Origin of the sequence: Paenibacillus chitinolyticus NBRC 15660 (genome assembly GCF_000739915.1) — a bacterium.
Lineage (GTDB): Bacteria > Bacillota > Bacilli > Paenibacillales > NBRC-103111 > Paenibacillus_F > Paenibacillus_F chitinolyticus.
In genome coordinates this window covers 382,173-405,916 of the sequence record NZ_BBJT01000003.1, presented here as the reverse complement: position 1 = coordinate 405,916, position 23,744 = coordinate 382,173, and the positions used below count along the sequence as shown (strand labels likewise).

Genomic DNA, 23,744 nt, shown 5'->3' with positions numbered 1-23,744 from the left:
GGGCACATACAGAAGTTAACATAACGGCATTGAACAAGCCCGGCCTGAATCATTCAGGCCGGGCTTGTTCGCGGTGCGGATCTGTTGCGGCGTGCAAAGTTAGCTTCATGACCTGCTGAAAGCGGAATCGGAATACAATTTGGCTCCGCGGCTGGTGCCGAAAGCGCGGCTTCGGTAGGCGATGGAACCTGACGCCACTTGGGGCCGCATGGCAGGCTGGAGACTCCGCGTACCGCTTGGGCCGCACCACGCTGGAAGCACGAACGATGCGGAGACTCCTAGCCGCCGAGCCGAGGGTCCCGTGCGGCGGCTAGTACGTGCTGCGCGGCCGGCCGGGCAGCCTCCGCTGCAGCCAGCGCAGGGCCCGGGCCGCGTCCGGCTCGATGCAGGGCCGCATGACCGCGGCGAACCGGCGGCCCGACAGCGCGGCCACGATCACGGCTGCGGCCGCGCATCCCGCCGCAAGAGCCGCGGCAGTCCCCGCCGCTCCCGCGTCCATCAGCCGGGCGAGCAGCTGCAGGAGCCCGGCTGCGCCCAGCAGCTTGATGGCGGCGCCATGCAGCAGGAAGACATAGACCGTCCGTCCTCCGAGGACGGTCAAGCGGCTTTCCGCGCGCGGGAGCAGCAGCAGGAACGCGGCCGATGCGGCGGCCTGCGCCGCATAGCAGCCGAGGCGCAGCATCGTGCCCGCCGCGGCGGGCACGCCGAGCTGCGCGTAGCTGCTGCCGCCGGCGAGCCACTGCGCGGCGGTCTCTGCACCCGCCGCGTGCCAGAACGCGGGCAGCGCCAGCAGCAGTAGCGCCGCGGCGGCCCGGATCGCGCGGCGCTGCGGGGCCGTGCGCCGGCGGGGCTCCCGTTCTTCCCGCCAGTAGTATCCGGCGAGGAAGAACGGGAAGAACACGAGCGTGCGCGTCAAGCCGAGCCACGCGCCCGCTTCCGCCGGCAGGAAGCCGGCCGCGGCGCCGAGCAGGACGGCGGCGGCCACCGGATGCTTGAGCCGGGCGAACGGGATAAGCAGAAGCTTCCAGCCGAAATGCGCGGTCAGAAACCAGAGCATCCAATACGGAAGCCAGAACGAATGCCGGATGCCGGGGCTGTGGAGCCAGAACAGATCCAGGACCGAGTACAGCGTTTGAAAGAAGAGATACTGCAGGGCGATCCGCAGCATGCCGGCTGCCGCCTCGGGTGTCTGCCAGTACTTTTTGGCGAAATAACCGGTTACCAGCACAAACACCGGCAGATGAAAAGTGAAGATGGCGGTCACGACAGCTTGCGCTGCCTCCGGCAGAGGCGGCAGGGTAAGCAGCAGGTTGACCAGAACAACGAGCAGAATCAGGAAAAAACGGACATTGGTAAAATACACGGCAGTCGGGTTTCGCATAGGGGTCATCTCGCTTTGTGCAAATTTGGTTTTATTCTTATAGAAGAAACGCAAGCAGCCAAACCTGTCTGGATGCGGCTGTTAAAGGAATTTAGCTATCTAAAGAAAGTATAGAACTTCTTGTTTTAAGTGATTGTGATATTATTCACATGTACATATTAAGTAACGGTTTTCATTATGAAGAATGTTTGAACATGATTATAATCACTTATTTTGGGCTAAGTGTGATTAATATCACATACATAACTCTTGGGCAGGACTATACTAAAGTCAGAAAGAGAGAACAACACACGAAAGAAGGTGAAGGAGCCATGAAAGAGACAGCTGACCCGCAAGTTCAACAAGGAAGATGCCCACAGTGCGGTTCCCGTATCCTCGCTGCCAAAGAAACAGTGTCCGCCTGGGTTTGCGAAGACTGCCGGTTAAAGCCTCTGGTATCCGGAGTTGAAGGCTCCGCCGGCTCATCCGATCTTCCTGAATGATTCAGGAGGAAGAAGGGGAAAGCTTTTTACGGCTAACAATGTGAAAATATTCACAATAAAATACGGGATAAACGAAAGGATGCGAGTACCATGACCGCCCTTCATCTTGTAAACGCGGCACCCGCACACTGTCAGGCATGCGGAGCACGGCTTCAGACACACCCCGAGGGTTATAAGGATTTGTGCTTCGACTGTGTGCAGACTTGGCAAACCGCCAAGGCGCAAAAAGCAGGCAAAACCGGACTTCCTCTTCCTCTGGAAGCGGAATGCGGCTTGATCGAGCAGTACTGGCTCTAAATAAAGGAAACACACTCAACATCCAATACAGAATACGCAGCTTGAAAGGGGAAATTCATATGTTTAACTGGTTGAGAACGAACGTTTATGCGGCAGGTCTGATGGTGATCCTCCGCTTCTATCTCGGATACGCATGGATTACGGGAGGATGGCACAAGCTGACGGGCGGATTTGACGCCACGGGCTTCCTGAAAGGCGCGGTAACGAAGCCGGTTATGGATAAAGCGACCAATGAGCTGGTCTATCCGACCTTCACCGCATTCCTGGAAAACTTCGCACTGCCGAACGCCAAACTGTTTAACGTACTGATTCCGCTCGGAGAGTTTCTGGTAGGACTGGGTCTTGTCCTCGGCGCACTGACTACGGCGGCAGCATTCTTCGGGGTCCTGATGAACTTCATGTTCCTCTTCGCAGGTACCGTAAGCACTAACCCTTGGATGATTCTGCTCGGTGTCATCGTCATCGCCGCAGGAGCCAACGCCGGCAAGTTCGGAGCCGACTATTACATCCTTCCTTACCTCCGCAAGCTCCTTCGCCATCGCGGAGATCACGGCGCAAACCCTACCCTCGGTGGAGGCAAGACACGCGCCCATATCTGATCGGACAATAAAAGATCTTCAAAAAAGCCACGGGTATCCGGGGCTTTTTTTTATTAAACGGAGAAAGAATGAGCTTGAATCAGCTTGAAGAAGTAACACTCAAATGAATAGGGTTACATGGCAGAGAATGGCAGCGGGCTGTCCTCCGGGATTGTTTACAGGCCCGATTAGCGGGGGTAACATACTCTCATGGTCCGTCAGATCAAGCTTCGGACACCATGTCCGGACGCCGGCTGCGGCCTAACCATCATCTTCATCTGCGCGCTTAATTCTCGTAAGAGAAGCGGGGGACCCACGAACTGGGGTGAATCGGAATGTTTATTCCGTAGGGGCCTCTCAAATCCGAACCCGGCAGCTAACCTCGCAAGCGTCATTGGGAGAAAAGGAGTGAAAAGGAAGAAATGGACCGACGAATTATCCGGATTGAATTGTTTGAATTCGATGTATCCTGCTGTTACCATCATGCCAGAGGAAAGCTCGAGAACTGCAGGTACGGGCTGCTCAAACTCACGGACGAGGGCGGAGAGACAGGCTGGGGAGAATGTTTGATGTCTGTGGGCGAGAAGCATTTCGATCTTGTGAATTGGGCCCGGTTTCTGTACCGCTTTCAAAAAAGCACGCTGACGCAAGCTTTTGACACTGTCCGTTTGTACCGTGTTCTCTGGGGGAATGTCAAGGCGGATCTGGTGGAAATGGCCTTGTACGATCTGAAGGCCCGATCGCAGCGCAAACCGTTTGTGGACGTTCTCGGAAGCTTCAGCGGCCTCGGCAGCTTCGGAAGTTTCAGAAGCGCCAGACATTCCGGACGTTCCGAAAACGGCTCCTTCCACCTGGAAACGGCTGCCGCCCGAAGTGTCGGGGGCGGCCCTTGTCCGGACACGGAATCGCCCTTTTCTTCTCGCGTCAGACAGACGGCGGGCTTCGGACACACTGTGGCGGACCGCGTGTTTCCGGTAAGCGGGCTCTTCCAAGCCGGGCGGGAACTTCACCCCGGCTGCTGCGGCTCTCTGCTGGACGATTTGCGCAACGCGTGCATGCTCCGGCAGGAAGGAATGGCGCTGGCGATGCACAAAGATTATTTGATCGGTCCGGCCTGCTGCTTATGGGAGCATACAGCTGCGGTATTGGGAGCGGACTGGCTGGAAGAGGGCGGCAACCCCGAACCGGCGCGCCTTGCTTCCCTGCAGGCCAGCGAGCGGATAGCCGGAACCGGATTTCAGCTGGATCAGCCGGTGCTTTTTGAAAAATCTCGGGCTTATTTTGTCGTTATATAGAACGGAACGTTTGCTTTTGAGGGGGAGTTCGCCTACAATAATACCAGAATTCCCCTGAAAGGAGAGGTTCTCGTGTCTACTAACGAATTGAACAACCAGGAAACACTTAAAAAATCACGTATCGTTGTCATCGGAACCGGTGCCGTAGGTTCCACCACGGCTTATACCCTGCTGCTCAGAGAGCGGATGTCCGAGCTTGTCCTCATCGATTATAATCATGCGAAAGCGAACGGGGACGCACTGGATATGAACCACGGCCTGCCGTTTACGGGCAGGGTGAAAGTATGGGCGGGGGACTATTCCGACTGTGAAGGCGCCGATATTATCATTATCTGTGCGGGCGTCGCGCAAAAGCAAGGGGAGACCCGTCTCGATCTGCTCAAGCGCAACGTCGACATTTTTAACGGCATCGTCGAGAATGTGACGAAGTACAACCAGACAGGCATTATTCTGGTGGCGACCAATCCGGTCGATATCATGTCTTATTTTACATGGAAAAAATCGGAATGGCCCGTTAACCGTGTCATCGGCTCGGGAACTTTGCTGGACAGCGCGCGTTTCCGCTATTTGATCGGCGAGAAGCTTCAAGTGGACCCGCGCAGCATTCACGCTGCGATTATCGGGGAGCACGGAGACTCGGAAGTGCCTCTATGGAGCTTGGCTAATTTTGCCGGACTGCCTCTCGAGCTGAATCAAGAGGATAAGGACGAGATTTTCCAAAATACGCGGGACGCGGCTTACCAGATTATCGAGGCGAAAGGATCGACGTATTACGCGATCGCGTTGGCGCTCGACCGGATCTGTACGGCGATTATGCGCGACGAAGGCGCGGTGCTGAACGTCTCGACGTTTGTTTCCAATTACCACGGGTTGTCCGACGTTTATCTCGGGGTTCCGTGTATTGTGGACCGTACGGGCGTGCGGGAGGTCGTCACGCTGCCCTTAAGCGAAGAGGAAGAGAACAAGCTGCGCAAATCGGGAGCCAAGATCCGGGAAATGATCGATTCGATTTCGGAACGCCTGTAAGCGCAGAGACATGAACAAGTGTAGAACAAGTGAATAAAACGTTGAAAAAGCGGCTGGCTATCAGCCGTTTTTTTGTATGCCGTAAGTATTTTTTAAGGGAATGGACGATTGAATTGACAAATTCGCTTAACAAAACTTATAATTACTTATAAACAATTATCATTTTGCATGAATTCACTTAAGGGTGTGCCGATATGTTTCAGGAAGAACGAATCGAAGCGATTATGGAATACTTAAGGGAACATCAGCGGATGGACGTCAAGGAAATCTGCGACAGATTTGACGTGTCGCGGGACACCGCCCGCAGGGATCTCGTCCGTATGGATGAAATCGGGCTAATCGTAAGGACCCGCGGAGGGGCTATGCTGCCGACCCTTAACCGTGCGGTAACCGCTTATAAGGACCGGATGCAGAGGGCTACGGACGAGAAAAGGCAGATCGGCCGGGAAGCCGCCAAGCTGATCCGCGACGGGCATTACTTGTTTCTCGACACGTCCACGACGGTTGCGACGGTCGCCGAGCACATTCGGACGACGGGCAACGTGATCGTGACGAATTCCATCGATATTGCGGCGAAACTGGCGGACAACAAAAGCTTGAAGGTGCATATGCTCGGCGGCCAGCTGGAACTGGAGCACCGGTTTCTGTTCGGAGCGACCGCTCTGGCGCAGCTGGCGGATTATTACGTCGATACGCTCTTTCTCGGCGCCTGCGGAATCAGTCCGGACGGATTGTCCTATCCGCATGAAGAGGACGGCTCCATCAAACGTGAAATGATCCGCAGAGCCGACCGTGTCGTCGTTTTGGCGGATCATACGAAGTTCGGCAAGCAGTTGTTTTATAAAGTTGCGGGTCTGGACGATCTGGATGTGATCGTGACGGACCGGGAACCGGAAGAAAGTATGCTCCGCCTGCTGGAAAGGCATGATGTGGAGCTGCTCATCGTAGAGGGGGACAATCAGCATGATTAAATTGATCGTAACGGATTTGGACGGTACACTCATGAATGCCGATCTGGAGGTTGCGGACGCGGATGCCCGTATGCTGCGGGAGGCGGCCGGACAGGGCGTGCAGATTTGCATCGCATCGGGCCGGCTGTATCCCGATATCCGGATGATTATGGACCGAGTCGGGGTGAAGGCATACGGCATCAGCCAGAACGGCTCCGCGGTTTACACCCGGGAAGGGGAGCAGGTGGATGCTTCGCATTTCCCGGCGGACCGCGCGTCCGACTTGTTCGAAATTGTCTCGAAGCGGGAAATCGTATTCTTCGTCTGCTGCTCGGACGAAACGATTCGCCTTCATAAAAGTACGGACGCTTCCCGGCCTTATGAAGAGCGTCTGCTCAGCCCCGCCGTTCATCAGGCCGATATCGGCCGGGAGATTCGCTCGGGGCAGGTGAAGCCCTGCAAATTTTCCCTGTTCGGCGATATGGAGAAGCTTCTGTCTTTTCGCGAGGAACTGATGGAAAAATATGCGGGAAGCGTGGAAGCCGTCATTTCCGATCATGACTGTATGGACCTGATGCCTGCGGGGATTTCCAAAGGAATAGGCTTGGCCCGGCTGCTTAAGGAGCTGGGGCTGAAGCATGACGAGGCCGCCTGCGTCGGCGATTCCTACAACGATCTGCCGATGTTCGCCCTGACGCCTCACAGCTTTGCGATGATCAAAAGCCAGGATGAGGTAAAAGCGGGGGCCGGTCATACGACTTCGTCGGTGGCGGAAATGGTGACGGCCGTTCTGGAGCACAACCGAAGCCGCCGCGGCAATGAGGCGGTGGAAGCGCAGGTCTGACGGCCGGGCCGCCGTACGGCCGAAGCTTCCCGGCTTTCGAAGCCAGCCCCGTCCGTTCCTGCAGTCGCAGGACAGCCGGCGGTGTTCGTCAGCCGGAGCGGACCCGGCCGGAGCGTAATCCCGCCCGCGCCAAGGAAGCTTTCCGCGGGTGGGAGCGTGATCCTGCGGAGTCCGCAGGCGTTTTGCGGGAAAAGCCGCCCATTCGGGCTTACCCGGCGCGCAGTACCCTGTGGCCGGTCCGGCACGATGACGGCCAACGACAATAACGCGAAAAAGCCCGTCCGGGATACCCGGACGGGCTTTTTAACGATGCGGAGTCCCGCACGCTGGACTCCTTTGAATATTCGGCTTCCACAATCAGGCACCAACCTGCTGTTCTGCCCATATCCTGATATCAATTCCCGTTATTCATTCCATAAGAATACCTGATATACAGGAGGATGCGGCATGAATCTGCTTCAATTAATTGAACAACACTTCGGCGGCTTAAAAAAACCGACGCTGAACGAGCTGAGGGCCGGGCTGGAAGCTTTGTCTCTGACGAGGGACAAAATCTCCCCGTACGTTACCGAGCCGGAGCGGCTGGCCTACGGACGGCATGTCCTGCTTCGGACTGCCGATGTGGAGGTCGTCGTGATCCATCTGCCGGGGCACAGCAAAACGGCTATTCACGACCACGGGTCTTCGATCGGCTGCGCCCGCGTTATTGAAGGCGAGATGCTCAATGTGTGGTATGAACTGGACCGGGGCGGTTATCCCGAGCCTTTTATGGCGGCTCCCGTCACGGGCGGGGAGTGTATGTATGCTCCACGCGGGCAAATTCACGAAATGCGCAACGAACATGAGGAACGGATTGTAAGCCTTCACGTGTATTCGCCTCCCTTAACGGGAACGAAAGCGTACCTGCCCTACCGTGAGGTGCTCGATTTCGTGATCTGATGTTCACGCGTCATTCTGCACACCTGCGGGCCCGGCCGAATTTGAGGATAGGTGCGGCGCCCTGCGGCAGCGGTTCTGCAAAAAAAGACAAAAGCCCTGCTTAATCCAGGGCTTTTTGAGCTGTTTTCAAGCGGCCGGACATGCGCCCTGGCCTTTATAACGGCCACATCGCGGAAACAAGCTATCCCGGAGTCGCGGTCTTTTTCGGCTTTTTGGGAAAAATGACATACGACAACGTAATGGCGGCGTCAACGGCCAGAATGAGACTCCATACTTTCAAAACGGAGGCCGCAGTCTCGTGGTTCACGATGCCTGCCAAGACCAGGCGGAGTGCCGGCGGACCCGAAGGTTCGGGAGGGAGTGATCCCGCAGGCAAAATTCCGTACGTCACGATCAGGACGGCCGTAACGGCGGCATAGAGAATGAAATGAACGGAGAAATTTCTCAGCTCGCGGCGTGTATGTGCGGCTCCCGTTAATTTAAGCTCCGGGGGAGGAAGTTCGTTTTCCGGTATGCCCCGCCATTTGGCCGTCTTTCCGGCGATAAAGGCATCCAGCTTGCGCAGATCGCCCCGTCCGAAGAACAGCGCGTAAGCGAGAAAGATCAGGATCACCAGCTGAAAGGTCTCGAATTGTCCGGTCCGTCTGTAATCCAGGTAGCCGATGGTCGCCATCCACAAATCGCTCAGCAGGAACAACAGGATAAACACCTTGCTCAGTTTCCGGTAGTTCCAGACGTAGCGAAGCAGGAGAAAGCACACGATGCTGCCCCAGAAAACCGCTTCTCCCCCGATAAAGAACGCCCACTTATACTGCAAAATAAAATCTAACAACCGAATATCACCTCTGCTTCATGGCTATGCATGGAGAATAACACATGACGCAGCGTGAAGTTCAAGAGATAATCGTCCCGGTTTACATCGGGGTCGGCTCGACGTGCACATGCACATGACCGACCTTGTGCTTGCGGAGCATCCGCTGCTCCACGTCCTCCGCGATATCGTGGCTCTGGGCGACGGTCAACTGGTGATCCACGACGATCACGACATCGAGAAGCACCTGATTGCCGTGAACGCGGGCTCTGACGTCTTCGATGGCTTCCACACCGGGTGTGCCGGCAATCGTCTGTTTATAGAGCGCCAGCTTCTTGTCGTCGAAGCCGTCCGTTAAGGCGTGGGCGGCATCGATGAAAATGCCCCAGGCCGTCTTGCAGATCAGCAAGGATACGAGAACGGCCGCGACGGGATCGAGCCAGGGAAGCCCGAGCCTCGCGCCGATAATGCCCGCGAATGCGGCCAGGCTGACGAAAGCGTCCGAACGGTTGTCGTAAGCGGCGGCCAGCAGCGCCTTGTTGTTGATCTTGCGGGCAAGCCGGATATTGTAGATGTACACTCCGTACATAATCGCCGCGCACAGCAAAGCGACCCAAGCGGCAAGCATGCCGGGGGCTTCCAGCTTCGGTCCCGTGAAAGAGCTTATCGCTTGGATAAATACCTGAATGCCGACGGCAAACATGATAAAGGAAGCGATAAGCGCCGCGATGGTTTCGGCGCGGAAGTGGCCGTAAGGATGATCGCTGTCAGGCGGTTTGCGGGAGATCCGCAGCCCGATGAGGACCGCCACGGAAGCGATCAGATCCGTGGCATTGTTGAGGCCGTCGGCAGTGAGCGCTTCCGAACCGGCCCGGTATCCGATACCGAGTTTAAGCACGGTCAGTGCGATATAGGCGACAATGGATGTCCAGGCACCCCGTTCGCCTTGTTTTAAGTCGTTGTATGCTTCCACTTGCGCTGCCTCCATTGCCCTGCTTAGTTCTGGACTTCTATCGTACCGGACGATACCCGTGTGGGTCTAGAGAAACAGTGTTTACCCCTGGCTGAAAACATGGGCCGGGTCCACTATGTTGGTACCGGACAACTTTCGTAGAGAGGAAAAAGGCGCGCTGTTCAGGCACCTTATTCGCCGAGGGGTGGAATGAAAGCGAAAAATTCTTTACAATAGAGTGAGGTATTTAACCCCGCGAAATTTTATAGAGGGATGTTATCCATTAAAAAATGCGCCGATTGCCGGCAAAACGGCATACAAAGAGGCCGACCAACAGGCCCACCAAGTGAGTGATACAAAGGGTTGTATTTGATCGGTAAGGAGGTATCAGCATGATTCGCAGAAGCACCCTGCTCCTGATAGGCCTGCTGCTTGCAGGCATGTTAAGCGGCTGCCTGAGTACCGGCTCCAACGAGGCCAAAGCGCCGCAGGCGCCGGAACCTACGGTGACTCCGGAACCGCAGCCGACGGCAAAACCGGGAGCGGATACCAAGAAGGATACGCCTTCCGAGTTTCAGATCCAGACGAGGCTGCTCGATTTTCATCTGATCGACGAAAGGACGGGTTACGCCTGGGGCGTGACGAATCAGTCTTTGCGCATGTACCGGACGCTGGACGGCGGGCAGACTTGGCAGAACGTATCTCCGCCGTCAGCCGGTAATTTTAAATTTTCGCCGGGCTACGGGCAAGCGATATCCTTCCTCGACAAGCAGAGAGGATGGATCGTCCGCAGCGACCTGGAGGGTAAGCAGTCCACGATCTGGCAGACGGAGAACGGGGGAGGAAGCTGGAAAGCCGTGGATCTGCCTGAACAGATGAATCCCGTCGTGCTGGATTTTCAGACGCCGCAGAACGGCTGGATGCTCAGCATCACGGACCCGTCCAAGGCGGACTCCGGCCGCATCCTGTATTCCACCTCCAACGGAGGATCGACCTGGCAGCGGGCCGCCGATGCCCAGCTTCCCCAGGAAGGGACCATTACCGGGCTGACTTTTCAGAATCTGCGGACAGGCTGGCTCTCCATGGAAGTGAAAGGACAGCCCAAAATGTACCGGAGCGAGGACGGCGGGCGGACCTGGAAGGAAAGTAAGGTGATCGCCGCGGCCCGGAGCAGCGAAGCTTGCGAGGTTGTGGACGTGCTCCAACCGGTATTCTTCGGATCGGACCGCAGCAAAGGCTGGATTCCGTTCAGCTGCCCGAGCAGCGAGGCGGATCAGTTCCACGGCTTGTTCACAGACGACGGGGGCGTCAACTGGAGTTACGCGCCTTTCAAAGTCGGAACCGACAAAGAGTCCAACGCCTTCACGCTGCCTTTTTTCCTGAGCGAGACCGACGGGTGGTACCTGGATAAAAATATCGTCTACCATACGTCCGACAAAGGTAAAACGTGGGCACCGCTGAACGAGGACAAAATTTTGTCCAGAACATGGAGCAAATATCCTCAATTGACGCAGCTCCAATTTGTTTCGGAAAATGTCGGCTGGATTCTTCTCGAAACGAAGGATCAGAAGAGGTCCGTTCTTGTACAGACCAAAGACGGCGGCAAATCGTGGTCCGTTTTATAAAAAATAAGGCTATGTTAATTCTCAATGTTGTTTTTCAAACTAAAATATAACCGCCCCGTAAAGGGCGGTTTATTAAGCTATCTTACCCGTTAATTAAATTAATTAGTTGTCTGTTTTTATTGAGTGTCTTCGTCGCTTTTGTACTCCAAAATATCACCTGGCTGACAATCCAAAGTCTTACATATCGCTTCTAATGTTGAAAAACGAACCGCTTTTGCTTTCCCATTTTTCAGAATGGAAAGATTTGCCATAGTAATTCCAACCCTCTCCGAAAGCTCCGTTACGCTCATTTTCCGTTTTGCTAACATCACATCAATATGAATAATAATTGCCATATCCTCACCTCAGACCGTCAAATCATTTTCTGATTTTATGTTAATCGCTTCTTGCAAAAGCCGTTGTAGGACAGCAGCAAAAAAGGCGATAACCAACGAAGAAAAAATGATGATGAGTCCCAATAATCCAATAGGAGGGTCAACTTTCTTTGCTATAAAATGAATGAGTGGCATGCCTAATACATATAAACTGCTGATGGTAATCGCACAATGTTTTATATTCTTTAATGCATGTACTGATAATTGCGAAAATGATTTGCTTTTATCCATATAACGCAAAAGATTGAAAGCTTGATAGAGAGCAAAATAGAAAGGGATAGCCGCTCCATACATAAGGATGAAAACGAGATATTTCATTGAAGCGATAGTTGGGTATAATTCGGATGCAAAATTCGCTACATTAGGCACTAAATATATACACATAGCAAGAACTGGAATCCCCATAAGAATAACCGCTAATTTTAAAAACAATGTGGATGCTTTTTTCATTTATAACACCTCTTTTTTATTTTTTATCCAGGAGATTTTTTATTGGTTTTTGAAGAACTTCTAAAATGACTGCAACAATACTTGTTGCAAAAATACCCATTAGACTTAGCGATATCGGACCCGCTGCGTCATCTCCTGTGGTTTTAGCAAGCACCATTAAGTTTACTAGCACTAACAAAATGAAGAAAATGACAGTAAAGGCACATCTCTTTATAACCTTCAAAGATTTGAGGGATAACTCGGAGAAAGCATTGTTCCTTTCGCTATAAGTTAATAGCTTAAAAACATGATACATTGCAACAGAAAACGTAATACAGATTCCATACGCGCATACTAAAAAGGGGTAAACCTGGTAATGGTAATCTGGATTTGCTAGGGCATCTCTCCTCGTTGCTTCAGGCAACCAATAGATACACAAAGCAAGCACTGCAATTCCAGCCAGAAAAATAATTACCTTTAAGAAATGGGTCGAACCTCGTTTAACATTCATTTAAAACACCTCACTTATTTATGACAACATGATTTTAGCAAATGATTTATCGTTTTACAATAATTTTATATTGTATTGCATTTTATTATTATTGTTATTGAAGTATCCTTTTGGTTTTGACAAAAATAAAAAACACCCGTCCGTAAAGGCGGGTGTTTTTGTGCGGCCGGATGGTTCAGCCGGATTCTCCTGAAATTCTATTGTTTCAGCAAAAATTCGTTCCCGTCGATATCTTCGAAACGCGCGTAGGTTCCCCATGGCATCTGGTTCGGCGCTTCCAGAAAACGGACGCCTTTGGCGGACAACGTCTTGTAGGTTTCCTGAATATCGTCGCATTCGAAAACGACGGCGGCTTTCTGCTCTTCCCACCCCGGCATGATGGCCTTAGGATAAAGCACGAGGCGTGTCTGGGCGCCGGGCGGCGCCACTTCTATCCAAGCCGCATCCGGACCCATCGGATGGTTGGCCACTTCGGCGAACCCGGCCCGTTCCGTCCAAAATTTGAGGGATGCCTGCTGGTCATCCACATAAACCGCAATCGTGCCCGCTTGTTTGATCATGGTTGTCCTCCTGGAGTATACTCGACATAGGATCTGGATGGTGTATCCAGCCTATAGTATAGTCAAGCTCCCGTCCGAGATCAAATCGGCAGGGAGAACCGGTAGTTAGCGGAATCGGCCGAACCGGACGCCGAACTGATCCGAAGCCGGAACCGGCCCGGCAAGCCATAAACCGGACCCGGTACATGTTCGATCCGCCGACCGCAGCCCGGAAAAGAAAGGGGAGCGCAACTCCCTGAAACGATCCGAGGAGTGATTGAAGCCATGAACTCAAACTTAACGCACAAAAGCCGTATGCTGATGATGGCAGCCGTTATGTCCCTGCCGCTTGCCCTGTCGGCGTGTGGCTCGGAGTCGCAACCCGCGCCCAGTCCCACGGCCGCGCCGACCGTATCCGCCGCACCGACCCCGTCTGCAAGTCCGAGCGGAAGCCCGGAACCGAGCGGGGCCCCGGTTCCAACGGCCAAGCCGGGTGAAGGAGGCTCGACCGGTTCCGATAAAGCCGCGCAAGTTAAAGGAATCATGGAGCTGGCGCGCAAAGGTCAGATTGCGGGCGTGGAATATGCCGCCCACACGGGACTTTTTGACGACGTAGAGAAGAAATGGGGCAAGCCCGACAAGCAGGAAGGCGCGGGAAAAGGCCAGTATGCGACCTATTCGAAGCGCGGAGTGACCTTCGGCTTTAACAAAGGGATGCTGATCTTCGATGTCCGTTCCTATGACAAAGCGCTACAGCAGCTTGCTCTGGCGGATATCAAACAGACGCTCGGCGAGCCTGCGGAAGTAACGGTCAACGGCGACGACACGATTTATACGTACGGAGCCGGAAGCCAGTATCAGTTGAAATTCGTTATCCCTAAATCGACCGGCAAGGTGGATCACATCTCGGTTTACAGTCCCCAAGATGCCAAAAATCTGATGGCCGGATAAAAGTCAGGAGGCTGCCCCGAAGTCACGAAAGTGATGAAGGGACAGCTTCTTTTTTTAAATTCTAACCTGATTTATATGTAGCGCTTCGGCAGGTAAATGAAGCTTGCGGGCGAATTTCAATGTACAGAGCCTTTGCCCAAGGAGGGAACAACATGAGACAGGGGGAGCACAAGCTTTCTTCATGCAATGCGTTTCATTGGGGTGGGGTAAGGGGGAACACTTTTAACGTAAATGTTTATGCGTATGTTTGAATGTACCGACTTACTGCGGAGCTTTGCAAAAAGTTCCGCAGTACCTGAGGCGTTTCTATCACGCAATCTTCGGAGGTGCTAATATTCATGCATTACTTGGCGGATAAAGATCGCTACGCTTCGATGGTTTACAATCGGGCAGGCCGCTCCGGCTTGAAGCTGCCGGTTATTTCGCTGGGCCTTTGGCACAATTTCGGCGGATCGGATTCCTATGAGAACGGCCGTGCGATGATCAGAAAAGCGTTTGATCTGGGAATTACCCATTTCGATCTCGCGAACAATTACGGGCCTCCCCCGGGTTCGGCGGAAGAGAATCTCGGCCGGATTCTGAAAACGGACCTTGCGCCTTACCGGGACGAACTCATCATTTCTTCGAAAGCCGGTTATCTTATGTGGGAAGGCCCTTACGGAGAATGGGGGTCGCGCAAAAATCTGACGGCCAGTCTGGATCAGAGCCTGAAGCGGATGGGGGTCGATTATGTGGATATTTTTTATTCCCACCGCTTCGATCCCGAAACGCCGCTCGAAGAAACGATGATGGCGCTGGATTCGATGGTCAGACAAGGCAAAGCGCTCTATGTCGGCGTGTCCAATTATACGGCGGAACAGACGGCCGATGCGATCCGCATTCTGAAAGAGCTGGGGACGCCTCTGCTCATCCATCAACCGTCGTATTCCATGTTCAACCGGTGGATCGAAAACGGCCTGCAGGACGTGCTGCGGGACAATGGCGTCGGCAGTATTGCTTACTGCCCACTGGCGCAGGGGCTGCTCACGACCAAATACTTGGGCGGAATCCCGGCGGATTCACGCGCGGCCAAACCGTCGGTCTTTCTTCAAGAAAAAGACGTGACGGACGAGAAGCTGGAACAAATCCGCAGGCTGAACGAGCTCGCCGGCGACCGCAAGCAGACTCTGGCCCAGATGGCGCTTGCCTGGGTGCTGAGAGAGGGACGCCTGACCTCGGCGCTGATCGGCGCAAGCCGGCCCGGCCAGATCGAAGAGAACGCGGCCGTTGTCGCCAATCTCGACTTTTCCGAGGAAGAGCTGGCCTTGATCGAATCCGTGCTTGCCTGAAGAGAGAGCAGCTCCTTGCCATCACCCCCGGCCGGACAAAATATTCCCATAATGCTGGAAGGACCCTACAGGAAGTGTTATGATGGTAGTTGACTATTTTGGCTGTGCCGATTTACAAAGGGGGAAGAAACGATGGGCCGACGCTTTATTATCGAGTCCGTCCTGGTTGCCATATATGGACAACTGCTGGTGCCCGGGCGTCCGGTAGAATATATTCTGCCGTACTCCACCGTTGCCGAGTTGTACGAGTTGAAGGACAGCCCGGAGCCGGTTATGCCCGAACCGCAGGAGGACGCGCATGTTAAAGAGATGATCGGAGAGCTGATCACTTTTTTCGAGGATCCGCTGAACAAGAAAAAAATCGAACGGGCCTTGACTGTACCTTGGCGTAAAAGCCCGCCGATCCTCGTGAACGATATGGTATCCTTCACGGTTGTGAATTCCGTGGACAACGCTCATTACGGGGAATCGTTCGATCCGGTGGAAACCGAACTGATTTTGACCGCCTTGCACGAAAAAGTGCCTATGCTGACCGATCAGGTCGAACTGGTGGAAAAAATCATTCAGGCGGAAATTCCGGTACAGATTTACGATGTGGACGATTTCGAGTTTGCGGTGGAAGAGGGCATATCCGCGGACGATTTCAAAAATTTGCTATAAGGTGTTCCATTCAAGGAACGCGGGTACACGAAAGACCGCCGAAAGGCGGTTTTTTCGTTTTCGGTTTAGTAGGGCAGCACCTGTCGACTCCTGTAGGCTCTCGGGCATATTGCACATTTTCACACCGTGCCGTAGGATAGAGAGTAGACGATTTTCGAGTTGGATCGTTATAAACCGCATCCCGGATTCGACACCTAAGACCTTATCGCAAGGAGGACAAGACTATGTACAAAGCATTAACGATTGCGGGTTCCGATACCAGCGGAGGAGCCGGCATCCAAGCCGACCTGAAAACATTCCAGGAGCGCGGCGTATACGGAATGACCGCCCTGACCACGATTGTCACGATGGACCCGCACAACGGCTGGGCCCATCAGGTTTTCCCGATTTCCACTGAGGTGCTTGCGCCGCAGTTGGAGACGGTTCTTCACGGAGTCGGCGTGGACGCCATGAAAACAGGCATGCTCGGCTCGGTTGAAATCATCGAACTCGTAGGCCGCACCATCGACCGGGAGAACGTCGGAAATGTCGTGATCGACCCGGTTATGGTCTGCAAAGGCAACGACGAGGCGCTTCATCCCGAGACGACTGTCAGCCTGCGCGACGTCCTGGTGCCTCGTTCCACGATCGTGACACCGAACCTGTTCGAAGCGGCCCAGCTTAGCGGACACGCTCCTCTGCGCACCGTAGAAGACATGAAGGAAGCGGCTGCGGCGATCAAGAAGCTCGGCGCCAAGTTTGTGCTCGTGAAAGGCGGCGGCAAGCTGCAGCACGACAAAGCGGTCGACGTTCTGTACGACGGCGAAACGTTCGAGCTGCTGGAGTCCGACCGCATCGAAACGGCGAATACGCACGGCGCAGGCTGCACATATTCGGCGGCGATTACGGCGGAGCTGGCCAAAGGCAAGTCCGTGAGAGAAGCCGTTCGCACGGCGAAAGCTTTCATCACCGAAGCGATCCGTCATTCGTTCCCGCTGAACCAGTACGTAGGTCCGACGCTTCATTCGGCGTACCGTGTGTACGGCGGCGGAAACTGAGAAATTTTTATCGTTAAGGCCTCGCTTGCATCGAAAAAAACCCGCATACGGAGAAAATCTCCGGATGCGGGTTTTTTGTGCGTCTATTGGGTCAGGGCCTTACTTGCGCTTGTCCGTATCGCCGTTTCCGGCGTTTTTCGCCGCTTCGCGGAACATATCCCGCAGCGTGTCCCGGTATTTCCGGTCGTCGTACTTCTCGTCCTTTCGCGGTTCCGGCACGATTTCCGGCTCCGGTTCGGGGCGGAGTCCGCGGCGAAGCGCTTCGCGGTAGTCCACGTCCGAGTGGACGCCGCCGTCTTCACCGGCCGATCCGGACCTTGCGGCCGGGGCCGCGTGAGCCGAGGCGCCCATTTCGGCGGCAAGCGGCACGGGAACGCCGGACGGTGCGCGATCCGCTGCCGGGGTGCTGCCGGCTGCGGCCGCAGGAGCGGACGGCGCCGGGTGTTCCGCCGGCGCTTCGTCCGCCCGAAGGCTGGCTGCATCTTCCACGTGCGGCGGTTCGGGGCTGCGCTTGCGGTCCGCGAACGGGTGCAGCTGCAGCCGCGGCGCTTCCCCGGCGGAAGCGGCCGCGGCTGCAGCGCTGATTCCTGCGGCGTCCTCGGAAAGCGCTCCGGCTGCGGACGGCTCGGCCGCTTCATGCGGCGGCTCCGCCGGCAGCGGCGCCTCGGCGCGCGGTGTCTGCGCACCCGGACGGATGCTGCTGCCGCGCAGCGACGCTTTGCGGCCGTGCGTGTGGCCCGCGTGCCGCTGGCTGCGCGGAGGCAGTTCCGGCTCGGCCTCCGGCTGCGCGGAGGAAGCCGTCTCCTCGGCCGCAGGGGCGAAGCGTGCTTCCTCCTGCTCTACGGGAGCAGGAGCGGAAGCGGCAGCCGTGCCCGGCCGTGCGGGGGCGGGATCCGGCTCCCTGGAAGAAGCGCCCGGAACGGTCACTTCCGGTGCGCGATCTTCTTCCAGACTCTCGGGATGCGTGCCGGCACGGGCCGCGTCCGCAAGGTTCGGAGCGGCTGCAGGCGCAGCGGCTTCCGCTCCGGCATGTACAGAAGGAACTTCTCCATGCGGCCCGGCGGTTTCGGGAGCGTGTCCGTCCGTTAAGTTGTTGACCCGGCTACCGGAAGCTGGCTCCTCGGCCGGTTTCTCCGGCTGCTGGCTTTGCGCCGACTTGCGGAACAACTTCAAGTTAACCGGGATGAGCACCAGAAGGCCGATGACCACAATGGCCAGAAAATAAAATAAGTCCAACGGGTATCATCCTTTCCTTAACGCTTTAAGCTAGCTTTTGGGCGATATCGGCAACCCGTTTGCCCAGGGCGCGTCCCAGAGCCAGATCCGACTCGGTCGGCAGGTTGGGAGGGGCATCCTTGGACGCCTCGACCGGACAAGTGATGCCGACGCCGTAATAGGAGCCGTAAAGCACATTTTCCGGTACGTTGCTCGGCAGGCCGACGATGATCATGCCGTTGTGGAGCATCGGTGTAATCAAGTTCCAAAGCGTCATTTCGATGCCGCCGTGGACAGTCGCCGTTGTGCAGAACGCGGCGCCGACTTTCCCGATGAGCTCGCCTTTGGCCCACATGTAGCCGAGCTTATCGATCCAGCTCTTCAGCCCGGAGCTGATCGTACCGAAATGGCCCGGACAGCCCCAGATGATCGCATCCACGTCTTCCAGCTCGCTGATTTGCGCCTCGTTGACGTGGCGGAGGAGTACCTCGGCCTCCGGATGAGCGGCGGCGCCTTCCGCGATGGAGCGGGCAAGCGCTTCGGTATGGCCGCTCTCGCTGTCGTAAACTACAAAAATTTTCATAATAGACTTCCTTTCCTGACAAGATCAAATGAGAAAGCGCGGATGTTACACCCGCGCTGTTTGCCCTCTCGAATCCGTCAATTCAATCGGTTCTGCCGGTTTCTCGGCCAATTTTTTCTTGGCGGATTTGCCGTGAGCGACGCGGCGGAAGAAGAAGGAGACAACCAATGCGATAATCGTGAGTCCAGTTGCAACGACGAAGGCGTCATTGATACCTTGAATCGTAGACTGCTTCGTAACGAGCCCGTACAGCATCTGGCTGGCATACGCTTTGCCTGCCGCAAGGGACTGGCCCATCTGTTGGGCGAATGCCGCGCCCATGCTTTCCAGCCCTGACGGATTGTAGTTCGGGTTGGATAAAGACAGGTCGTTGGCATATTGTCCGACATGATAGGTTGTGCGATTTGTCATGATGGTAACCAGAACTGCCGTACCGATCGAAGAAGCTATCTGGCGCGCCGTATTGGATGCCGCCGTGCCGTGACTGGCCAGCTCTCTCGGCAGTTGGTTGAGTCCGGTCGTCATAATCGTCATCGCAATGAACGACATGCCGAACATGCGGATCGTGTACAGCCACATCAGGGTCGAATAGGTCGTATCCGCATTAAGATGGGCGAATTGCCAAGTTGTGATGGCCGTAATGGTAAGGCCGATAAAGGCGAGCGGCTTGATGCCGAACCGGTCGAACAAGGCGCCTGAAATAGGCGACATGACCCCCATCAGAAGCGCGCCGGGCAGCATAAGCAGACCCGCTTCGATCGGGCTGTACCCTCTGATGTTTTGGACATAGATCGGAACGAGGATAGAAGCTCCGAACATGGCCATGTTCACGATACAGCTGACGACGGTACTGAGAGAAAACATGTTGTACTTGAAAACCCGCAAATTCAGAAGCGGGTTTTTGGCGGTCAGCTCGCGAACGATGAACAGGGCGATAAAGACAATGCCGATGACAATGGTAGAGACGACCGTAACGGAACCCCAGCCCTTGCTGCCGGCTTCACTGATTCCGTACAGGAGCGAGCCGAAACCGATCGTCGACGTAACGAATCCGAGGAAGTCGAATACGGGCTTCGTTACTTTCGTGACGTTTTTCAGCACAAGGAATGCAAAAATAATATCGAGGATGGCAATCGGCATGGCGACGTAGAACAAGATTCTCCAAGTCCAGTGCTCGATAATCCAGCCCGACAGAGTAGGGCCGATCGCCGGAGCAAAGAACATGGCGATCCCGATCATACCCATGGCACGTCCCCTTACTTGAGGGGGATAGATGTTCAGAATAACGGTCATCATGAGCGGCATAATAATACCGGCGCCCGCGCCCTGTACGATACGGCCGATCATCATAATGGTGAAGTTCGGCGCCATGCCGCATATCAAACTGCCGACGGTGAATGAAATCATCGCGGAGATGAATAGCTGCCGGGTCGTAAACGTACCGATCAGGAATGCGGAAATCGGAATAATGATCCCGTTAATCAGCATGTAACCGGTGGACAGCCATTGAATGGTGTCCGCAGACGCGTTGAAATCATTCATCAAATGGGGCAGGGCCACATTGAGAAGCGTCTGATTAAGAATGGTGACGAAGGCACCCAGAATTAAAACGAGAAGCACCGTACCACGATGCTTCGTCATGTCTTCTTCGGGTTCTTTCTCCTTATAGACAACTAATGCTTTTGTTTCAGACATTCCTTAATCGCTCCTTACTTATGGATGCGGACCTCGGCGCTCATACCGGGTACGAGTGCAACCCCTTGATTATCGGTCAGCATAATTTTAACCGGGACAACTTGAGTGACTTTCGTGTAGTTCGCGTTGCTGTTGCTTTGCGGAAGCATGGAAAACGTACCGGCAGTAGCCTGGCCGATCTGATTCACGGTTCCGGTCAGCGTATTGTTCGGGAAAGCATCGACATAGATATCGACGGTCTGGCCGACTTTGACGTTTTTGAGCTGCGTTTCTTCAATATTGGCATTTACGAAAAGACTTCCCATGTTATAGGCATAACCGAGCGGTGTGCCGGGAGCTACGGTTTCATTGTCATAAGCGCTTGTCTGTACGACTGTGCCGTCTGCAGGCATAGACACGTTCACGGCGGTAGTTCCTTGAGCTCCGGCCGTTTGAACGGTACCGATCACGTCGCCGGCTTTAAAAACTTGGCCGACTTTGCCTTTCCAGTCTTCAAGCTTTCCTGTGGCAGGAGCGGTAATCAGCATTTGCTGGCCGGCGATCTGCGCATTTTCGGTTTTGATATAGGTGGTCGACTGATTATAGAAATAATAGCCGGTAACAGCGGCGACAATTAAAACAATAATGACAACTACGTTGGTGATAACGATTCTGGTGTAACCCATCTTACTTTATTCCTCCTTGGCGTTTAGCCGATCTAAAATTTTTTGGTGCGTGTCCAGCATGTTTTGAATCTCCTGAGGCGGGACTTCCAAGATCCGCACAAGCTGTTTATAAAGATGCGAATCTTCATTCATTGAAAGCCTTACCTTCTCCGTACCTCTATCGGTCAAGTTTAATTTGACGTTCCGGCGGTCTTCTTTGCTGCGGATTCGATTCACAAGTCCCATCCCGACCAATTGTTCGATGGCCACGCTGACCGAGCTGTTTGTCTGCTGCATGCGCTCTGCAAGCTCCGTCACATTCGTGCCGGGACAATTACTCAGGAGCCGAAGAATCGTGAACTGCACATGGGATAACCCCATCGCTTCCGCATTCGTGCGAAGGATACGCTTGATCGTCTGATTAACTTCACGAAAAGAAGTATAGATGGGGTAAAGCGGGCTCTCCATGCTCTCGCCTCCTATCGTTGCACTGTTTAATGATTCACAAGTGAAACATTCTATAGTAAATATTATGCTACGGAACAAATCACATGTCAAACAAATCAAAACGGAAGATTCTCCACATCTTTCCAATCGTCTCTAGGCTGCTTTCGGGCCAAAAAGAAAGAAGGCCGACGCCCTTGGAGGGCGCCGCCTTCTTGTACAGGTGCCTGCGTTATGTCCCGGCTCCTGTTACCTGATGATACATTATTTGCGGACGGGAAGCAGCTTCACATATTCATCGGATAGCTGCATCAGGTCCATGATGTAGTCGTAATCTTTGCGGTACTGGCTGAAATCAGCCACGGGCTTGTGCGTTTTGAGCGAGACCGCGGTCCCGTCGTCAAAGCCTTCGCCCGGAACGAACAAGATATCGTTATTGACGAAGGAGCCGGTCGGCAGGTAGTACCGGATTCCGGAAACGTTCTTCGTCACGTTGAGCAAATCGTGCCCGAACGGCACAATCCCCGTTTCATCCAGCCGGATGCCGAGCAGATTGGCTACGGTCGGCATAATGTCCAGCTGGCCGCCGGCCGTTTCGATCTGCTTGCCTTCCTTCTGGGAAGGGGCATGGATAATGAGCGGGATGTTGTAGCGGGAAATCTGCTCGTGGTAATCGATTCCGAGCGCCTCGCTGACCATCTTCGGATCGTTATCCTGCGGCTGCAGGCCGAAGTGGTCTCCGTACAGAACGAGAACGGTATTATCCCACATGCCGTTCTCTTTGAGCTGATTGATCAGGGTTCCGAGGGCATAGTCCGTATAATGGACGGCTTCCAGATAGTCACCGAGCTGCTTGCCCTTGATGTTCTCCGGCAGATCCAGCGTCTGTTTATCCGCGGGTATTTTGAACGGATGGTGGCTGGAGGCCGAAATAAACTGGGCGTAGAATGGCTGATTTTCGTTCTTCAGCTCAACGAGCCGTTTCATGCCGGTCTTGTACAGCTCTTCGTCCGAAGCGCCGAAGGCATTGAAATTATCGTTCGTAAAGGACGGCTTGTCGAAATACTGTTTAAATCCGAGTGCGGGATACATCTTGTCCCGGTCCCAAAATTTGACGTCGTTCACGTGAAACGTATTCGTTTCGTATTGAAGGGCGTTGAGCGCTCTCGGCAGACCGGGCAGCTCGCGGTTGTTGAAGCCGCTGGACATGGCCACGGTAGCTGTCGGGTAAATGGACGTATTGGAAATAAACTCGGCGTCCGAAGTGTTGCCCTGCCCGACCTGCTGGAAGAAGTTGTTGAAATAGAAGCTGGATTTGAGCAGCTCATTCATATTCGGTGTGATCGCCTGGCCGTTCACTTCCAGATTGATCGGGAAGTTCTGGAACGCCTCCAGTTGGACCACGATCACGTTTTTACCTTTCTCCGTGCCGAAATAATTAGGCGCCGCACCTGGCGCGAGCGGGGCGCTGCGAGGGAAGGAAGCTTCCAGCTCCGTCAGATTTTGTTTCACCTCGGAAATGTCCGCGTAATTGGTTCTGTTGGCGCGGAGTCCGTCAAACAACGAAACGGCCTGATAGGCGAAGAATCCGAGCTCTTCTCCTTTTTTCAGTTCGTTTTTCGTGCCGGAAGCGGCCGCTATGGAACTGGAGGCCAGCAAAACGCTCACGATCATGAGAGCGTATGTAACCGGTGACGGAAGCCGGAAAGGCACGTAGTTTCTTTTCGGTTTTTTGCGCACGACGAGTTTGAATAGCAGAACGATGAGAATATCCGCGAAGAACAAGAGGTCCTCCGGTCTCATAATCGAACGTACGGATGAAGAAACTTGTCCCACTTGATGCAGCTGCTTTAACGTTGTGTAGATGGGGACTGTTCCAAAGTTTTGGAAGTAAATAGCGGATGCGAGCAATGCCAAACTGACTAAGAGATTGAAAATCCAAAAAAGTGCTGTTTTTACACGCCCGGGCCGGAAAAGCTCGATTAGACAGGCTATTACCACCACATCGAAGGCGTCTATTAAAATTTTGTCCAGAGTCAGTTTGTCATAGACCAAGATCCGGAACAGTGCCATTTTGGCAAGCAGCAGCACGATCGTCCAAACAAACATGCTTTTATACCATTCTTTCCATCGAATGCTCATGCAATAGGCTCC

Annotated in this window: 25 protein-coding genes and 1 riboswitch; of the genes, 12 read left to right on the top strand and 13 right to left on the bottom strand. The window is 54.3% G+C overall.

The annotated features are described in order from the left end of the window. Positions 1-310: 310 nt before the first annotated feature. On the bottom strand, positions 311-1,381 hold the full coding sequence (locus PCH01S_RS07055; protein WP_053228671.1) for an acyltransferase family protein: 1,071 nt from the start codon (positions 1,379-1,381) through the stop codon (positions 311-313). Between the two features lie 572 nt (positions 1,382-1,953). Here PCH01S_RS07055 and PCH01S_RS07050 point away from each other — a divergent pair. From PCH01S_RS07050 to PCH01S_RS07020, 7 genes are all read left to right on the top strand, one after another. After that, positions 1,954-2,160 carry a hypothetical protein gene (locus PCH01S_RS07050; protein WP_042227995.1) on the top strand — a complete coding sequence of 69 codons (207 nt, stop codon included), beginning with the start codon at positions 1,954-1,956 and terminating at the stop codon, positions 2,158-2,160. Positions 2,161-2,219: 59 nt separating this feature from the next. Then, positions 2,220-2,759 (top strand): DoxX family protein, encoded by a 540-nt coding sequence (locus PCH01S_RS07045; protein ID WP_042227993.1) that lies wholly within the window; start codon positions 2,220-2,222, stop codon positions 2,757-2,759. Positions 2,760-3,011: 252 nt separating this feature from the next. Beyond that, positions 3,012-3,144, top strand: a riboswitch (cyclic di-AMP (ydaO/yuaA leader). Positions 3,145-3,160: 16 nt separating this feature from the next. Next, positions 3,161-4,033, top strand: a complete 873-nt coding sequence (locus PCH01S_RS07040; RefSeq protein ID WP_042227991.1) for a hypothetical protein — start codon at positions 3,161-3,163, stop codon at positions 4,031-4,033. A gap of 72 nt (positions 4,034-4,105) precedes the next feature. Further along, entirely contained in the window at positions 4,106-5,059 is a 954-nt protein-coding gene (locus PCH01S_RS07035) for an L-lactate dehydrogenase (RefSeq protein WP_042227990.1), read from the top strand. A 194-nt stretch (positions 5,060-5,253) separates the two neighbouring features. After that, positions 5,254-6,030: a DeoR/GlpR family DNA-binding transcription regulator gene (locus PCH01S_RS07030; protein WP_042227989.1), complete on the top strand. Its 777-nt coding sequence runs from the start codon at positions 5,254-5,256 to the stop codon at positions 6,028-6,030. After that, positions 6,023-6,853 (top strand): HAD family hydrolase, encoded by an 831-nt coding sequence (locus PCH01S_RS07025; protein WP_042227987.1) that lies wholly within the window; start codon positions 6,023-6,025, stop codon positions 6,851-6,853. The genes PCH01S_RS07030 and PCH01S_RS07025 overlap by 8 nt, the downstream gene beginning before the upstream one ends. A gap of 447 nt (positions 6,854-7,300) precedes the next feature. Next, positions 7,301-7,792 (top strand): cysteine dioxygenase, encoded by a 492-nt coding sequence (locus tag PCH01S_RS07020; protein WP_042227986.1) that lies wholly within the window; start codon positions 7,301-7,303, stop codon positions 7,790-7,792. A 181-nt stretch (positions 7,793-7,973) separates the two neighbouring features. Here PCH01S_RS07020 and PCH01S_RS07015 read toward each other — a convergent pair whose 3' ends face one another. Together PCH01S_RS07015 and PCH01S_RS07010 are read right to left on the bottom strand one after the other, a co-directional pair. Next, positions 7,974-8,624, bottom strand: coding sequence for a hypothetical protein (locus PCH01S_RS07015; protein ID WP_042227984.1), 651 nt, complete (start codon positions 8,622-8,624; stop codon positions 7,974-7,976). A gap of 82 nt (positions 8,625-8,706) precedes the next feature. Next, positions 8,707-9,576 carry a cation diffusion facilitator family transporter gene (locus tag PCH01S_RS07010; RefSeq protein ID WP_042227983.1) on the bottom strand — a complete coding sequence of 290 codons (870 nt, stop codon included), beginning with the start codon at positions 9,574-9,576 and terminating at the stop codon, positions 8,707-8,709. A gap of 371 nt (positions 9,577-9,947) precedes the next feature. On the opposite strand from PCH01S_RS07010, the gene PCH01S_RS07005 reads away from it, so the two are divergent. Beyond that, positions 9,948-11,180: a WD40/YVTN/BNR-like repeat-containing protein gene (locus PCH01S_RS07005; protein ID WP_042227982.1), complete on the top strand. Its 1,233-nt coding sequence runs from the start codon at positions 9,948-9,950 to the stop codon at positions 11,178-11,180. Between the two features lie 116 nt (positions 11,181-11,296). Here the strand turns inward: PCH01S_RS07005 and PCH01S_RS07000 are convergent, their stop codons facing one another. The 4 genes from PCH01S_RS07000 to PCH01S_RS06985 all read right to left on the bottom strand — a co-directional run bounded on the left by PCH01S_RS07000 (position 11,297) and on the right by PCH01S_RS06985 (position 13,054). Beyond that, the gene (locus PCH01S_RS07000; protein ID WP_042227981.1) at positions 11,297-11,515 is read right to left on the bottom strand and encodes a helix-turn-helix domain-containing protein; all 219 of its coding nucleotides are present in this window, start codon (positions 11,513-11,515) and stop codon (positions 11,297-11,299) included. A 9-nt stretch (positions 11,516-11,524) separates the two neighbouring features. Then, on the bottom strand, positions 11,525-12,004 hold the full coding sequence (locus tag PCH01S_RS06995) for a DUF2975 domain-containing protein (RefSeq protein ID WP_042227980.1): 480 nt from the start codon (positions 12,002-12,004) through the stop codon (positions 11,525-11,527). A gap of 16 nt (positions 12,005-12,020) precedes the next feature. Further along, positions 12,021-12,494, bottom strand: coding sequence for a DUF2975 domain-containing protein (locus tag PCH01S_RS06990; RefSeq protein ID WP_042227978.1), 474 nt, complete (start codon positions 12,492-12,494; stop codon positions 12,021-12,023). A 197-nt stretch (positions 12,495-12,691) separates the two neighbouring features. Beyond that, entirely contained in the window at positions 12,692-13,054 is a 363-nt protein-coding gene (locus PCH01S_RS06985; RefSeq protein ID WP_042227977.1) for a VOC family protein, read from the bottom strand. Positions 13,055-13,318: 264 nt separating this feature from the next. Between PCH01S_RS06985 and PCH01S_RS06980 the strand changes: the two genes are divergently transcribed. The 4 genes from PCH01S_RS06980 to pdxK all read left to right on the top strand — a co-directional run bounded on the left by PCH01S_RS06980 (position 13,319) and on the right by pdxK (position 17,009). Continuing rightward, positions 13,319-13,984: a YjgB family protein gene (locus tag PCH01S_RS06980; protein WP_042227976.1), complete on the top strand. Its 666-nt coding sequence runs from the start codon at positions 13,319-13,321 to the stop codon at positions 13,982-13,984. A 338-nt stretch (positions 13,985-14,322) separates the two neighbouring features. Continuing rightward, positions 14,323-15,312 carry an L-glyceraldehyde 3-phosphate reductase gene (gene mgrA, locus PCH01S_RS06975; RefSeq protein WP_042227974.1) on the top strand — a complete coding sequence of 330 codons (990 nt, stop codon included), beginning with the start codon at positions 14,323-14,325 and terminating at the stop codon, positions 15,310-15,312. Between the two features lie 132 nt (positions 15,313-15,444). Further along, a complete protein-coding gene (locus PCH01S_RS06970) occupies positions 15,445-15,972 on the top strand; it encodes a hypothetical protein (RefSeq protein WP_042227971.1) in 528 nt (175 codons plus the stop codon). Between the two features lie 224 nt (positions 15,973-16,196). Further along, positions 16,197-17,009, top strand: coding sequence for a pyridoxine/pyridoxal/pyridoxamine kinase (pdxK, locus tag PCH01S_RS06965; protein ID WP_042227970.1), 813 nt, complete (start codon positions 16,197-16,199; stop codon positions 17,007-17,009). Positions 17,010-17,108: 99 nt separating this feature from the next. Here pdxK and PCH01S_RS06960 read toward each other — a convergent pair whose 3' ends face one another. From PCH01S_RS06960 to PCH01S_RS06935, 6 genes are all read right to left on the bottom strand, one after another. Further along, a complete protein-coding gene (locus PCH01S_RS06960; protein WP_042227968.1) occupies positions 17,109-18,245 on the bottom strand; it encodes a hypothetical protein in 1,137 nt (378 codons plus the stop codon). A gap of 25 nt (positions 18,246-18,270) precedes the next feature. Next, the gene (locus PCH01S_RS06955) at positions 18,271-18,807 is read right to left on the bottom strand and encodes an NAD(P)H-dependent oxidoreductase (protein ID WP_042227966.1); all 537 of its coding nucleotides are present in this window, start codon (positions 18,805-18,807) and stop codon (positions 18,271-18,273) included. 45 nt (positions 18,808-18,852) lie between these two features. After that, on the bottom strand, positions 18,853-20,502 hold the full coding sequence (locus PCH01S_RS06950; protein WP_042227964.1) for a DHA2 family efflux MFS transporter permease subunit: 1,650 nt from the start codon (positions 20,500-20,502) through the stop codon (positions 18,853-18,855). A gap of 14 nt (positions 20,503-20,516) precedes the next feature. Further along, the gene (locus PCH01S_RS06945) at positions 20,517-21,167 is read right to left on the bottom strand and encodes an efflux RND transporter periplasmic adaptor subunit (protein ID WP_009672433.1); all 651 of its coding nucleotides are present in this window, start codon (positions 21,165-21,167) and stop codon (positions 20,517-20,519) included. 6 nt (positions 21,168-21,173) lie between these two features. After that, positions 21,174-21,614: a MarR family winged helix-turn-helix transcriptional regulator gene (locus PCH01S_RS06940; protein ID WP_042227963.1), complete on the bottom strand. Its 441-nt coding sequence runs from the start codon at positions 21,612-21,614 to the stop codon at positions 21,174-21,176. A 240-nt stretch (positions 21,615-21,854) separates the two neighbouring features. Next, positions 21,855-23,732, bottom strand: coding sequence for an LTA synthase family protein (locus tag PCH01S_RS06935; protein ID WP_042227960.1), 1,878 nt, complete (start codon positions 23,730-23,732; stop codon positions 21,855-21,857). Positions 23,733-23,744 lie beyond the last annotated feature (12 nt).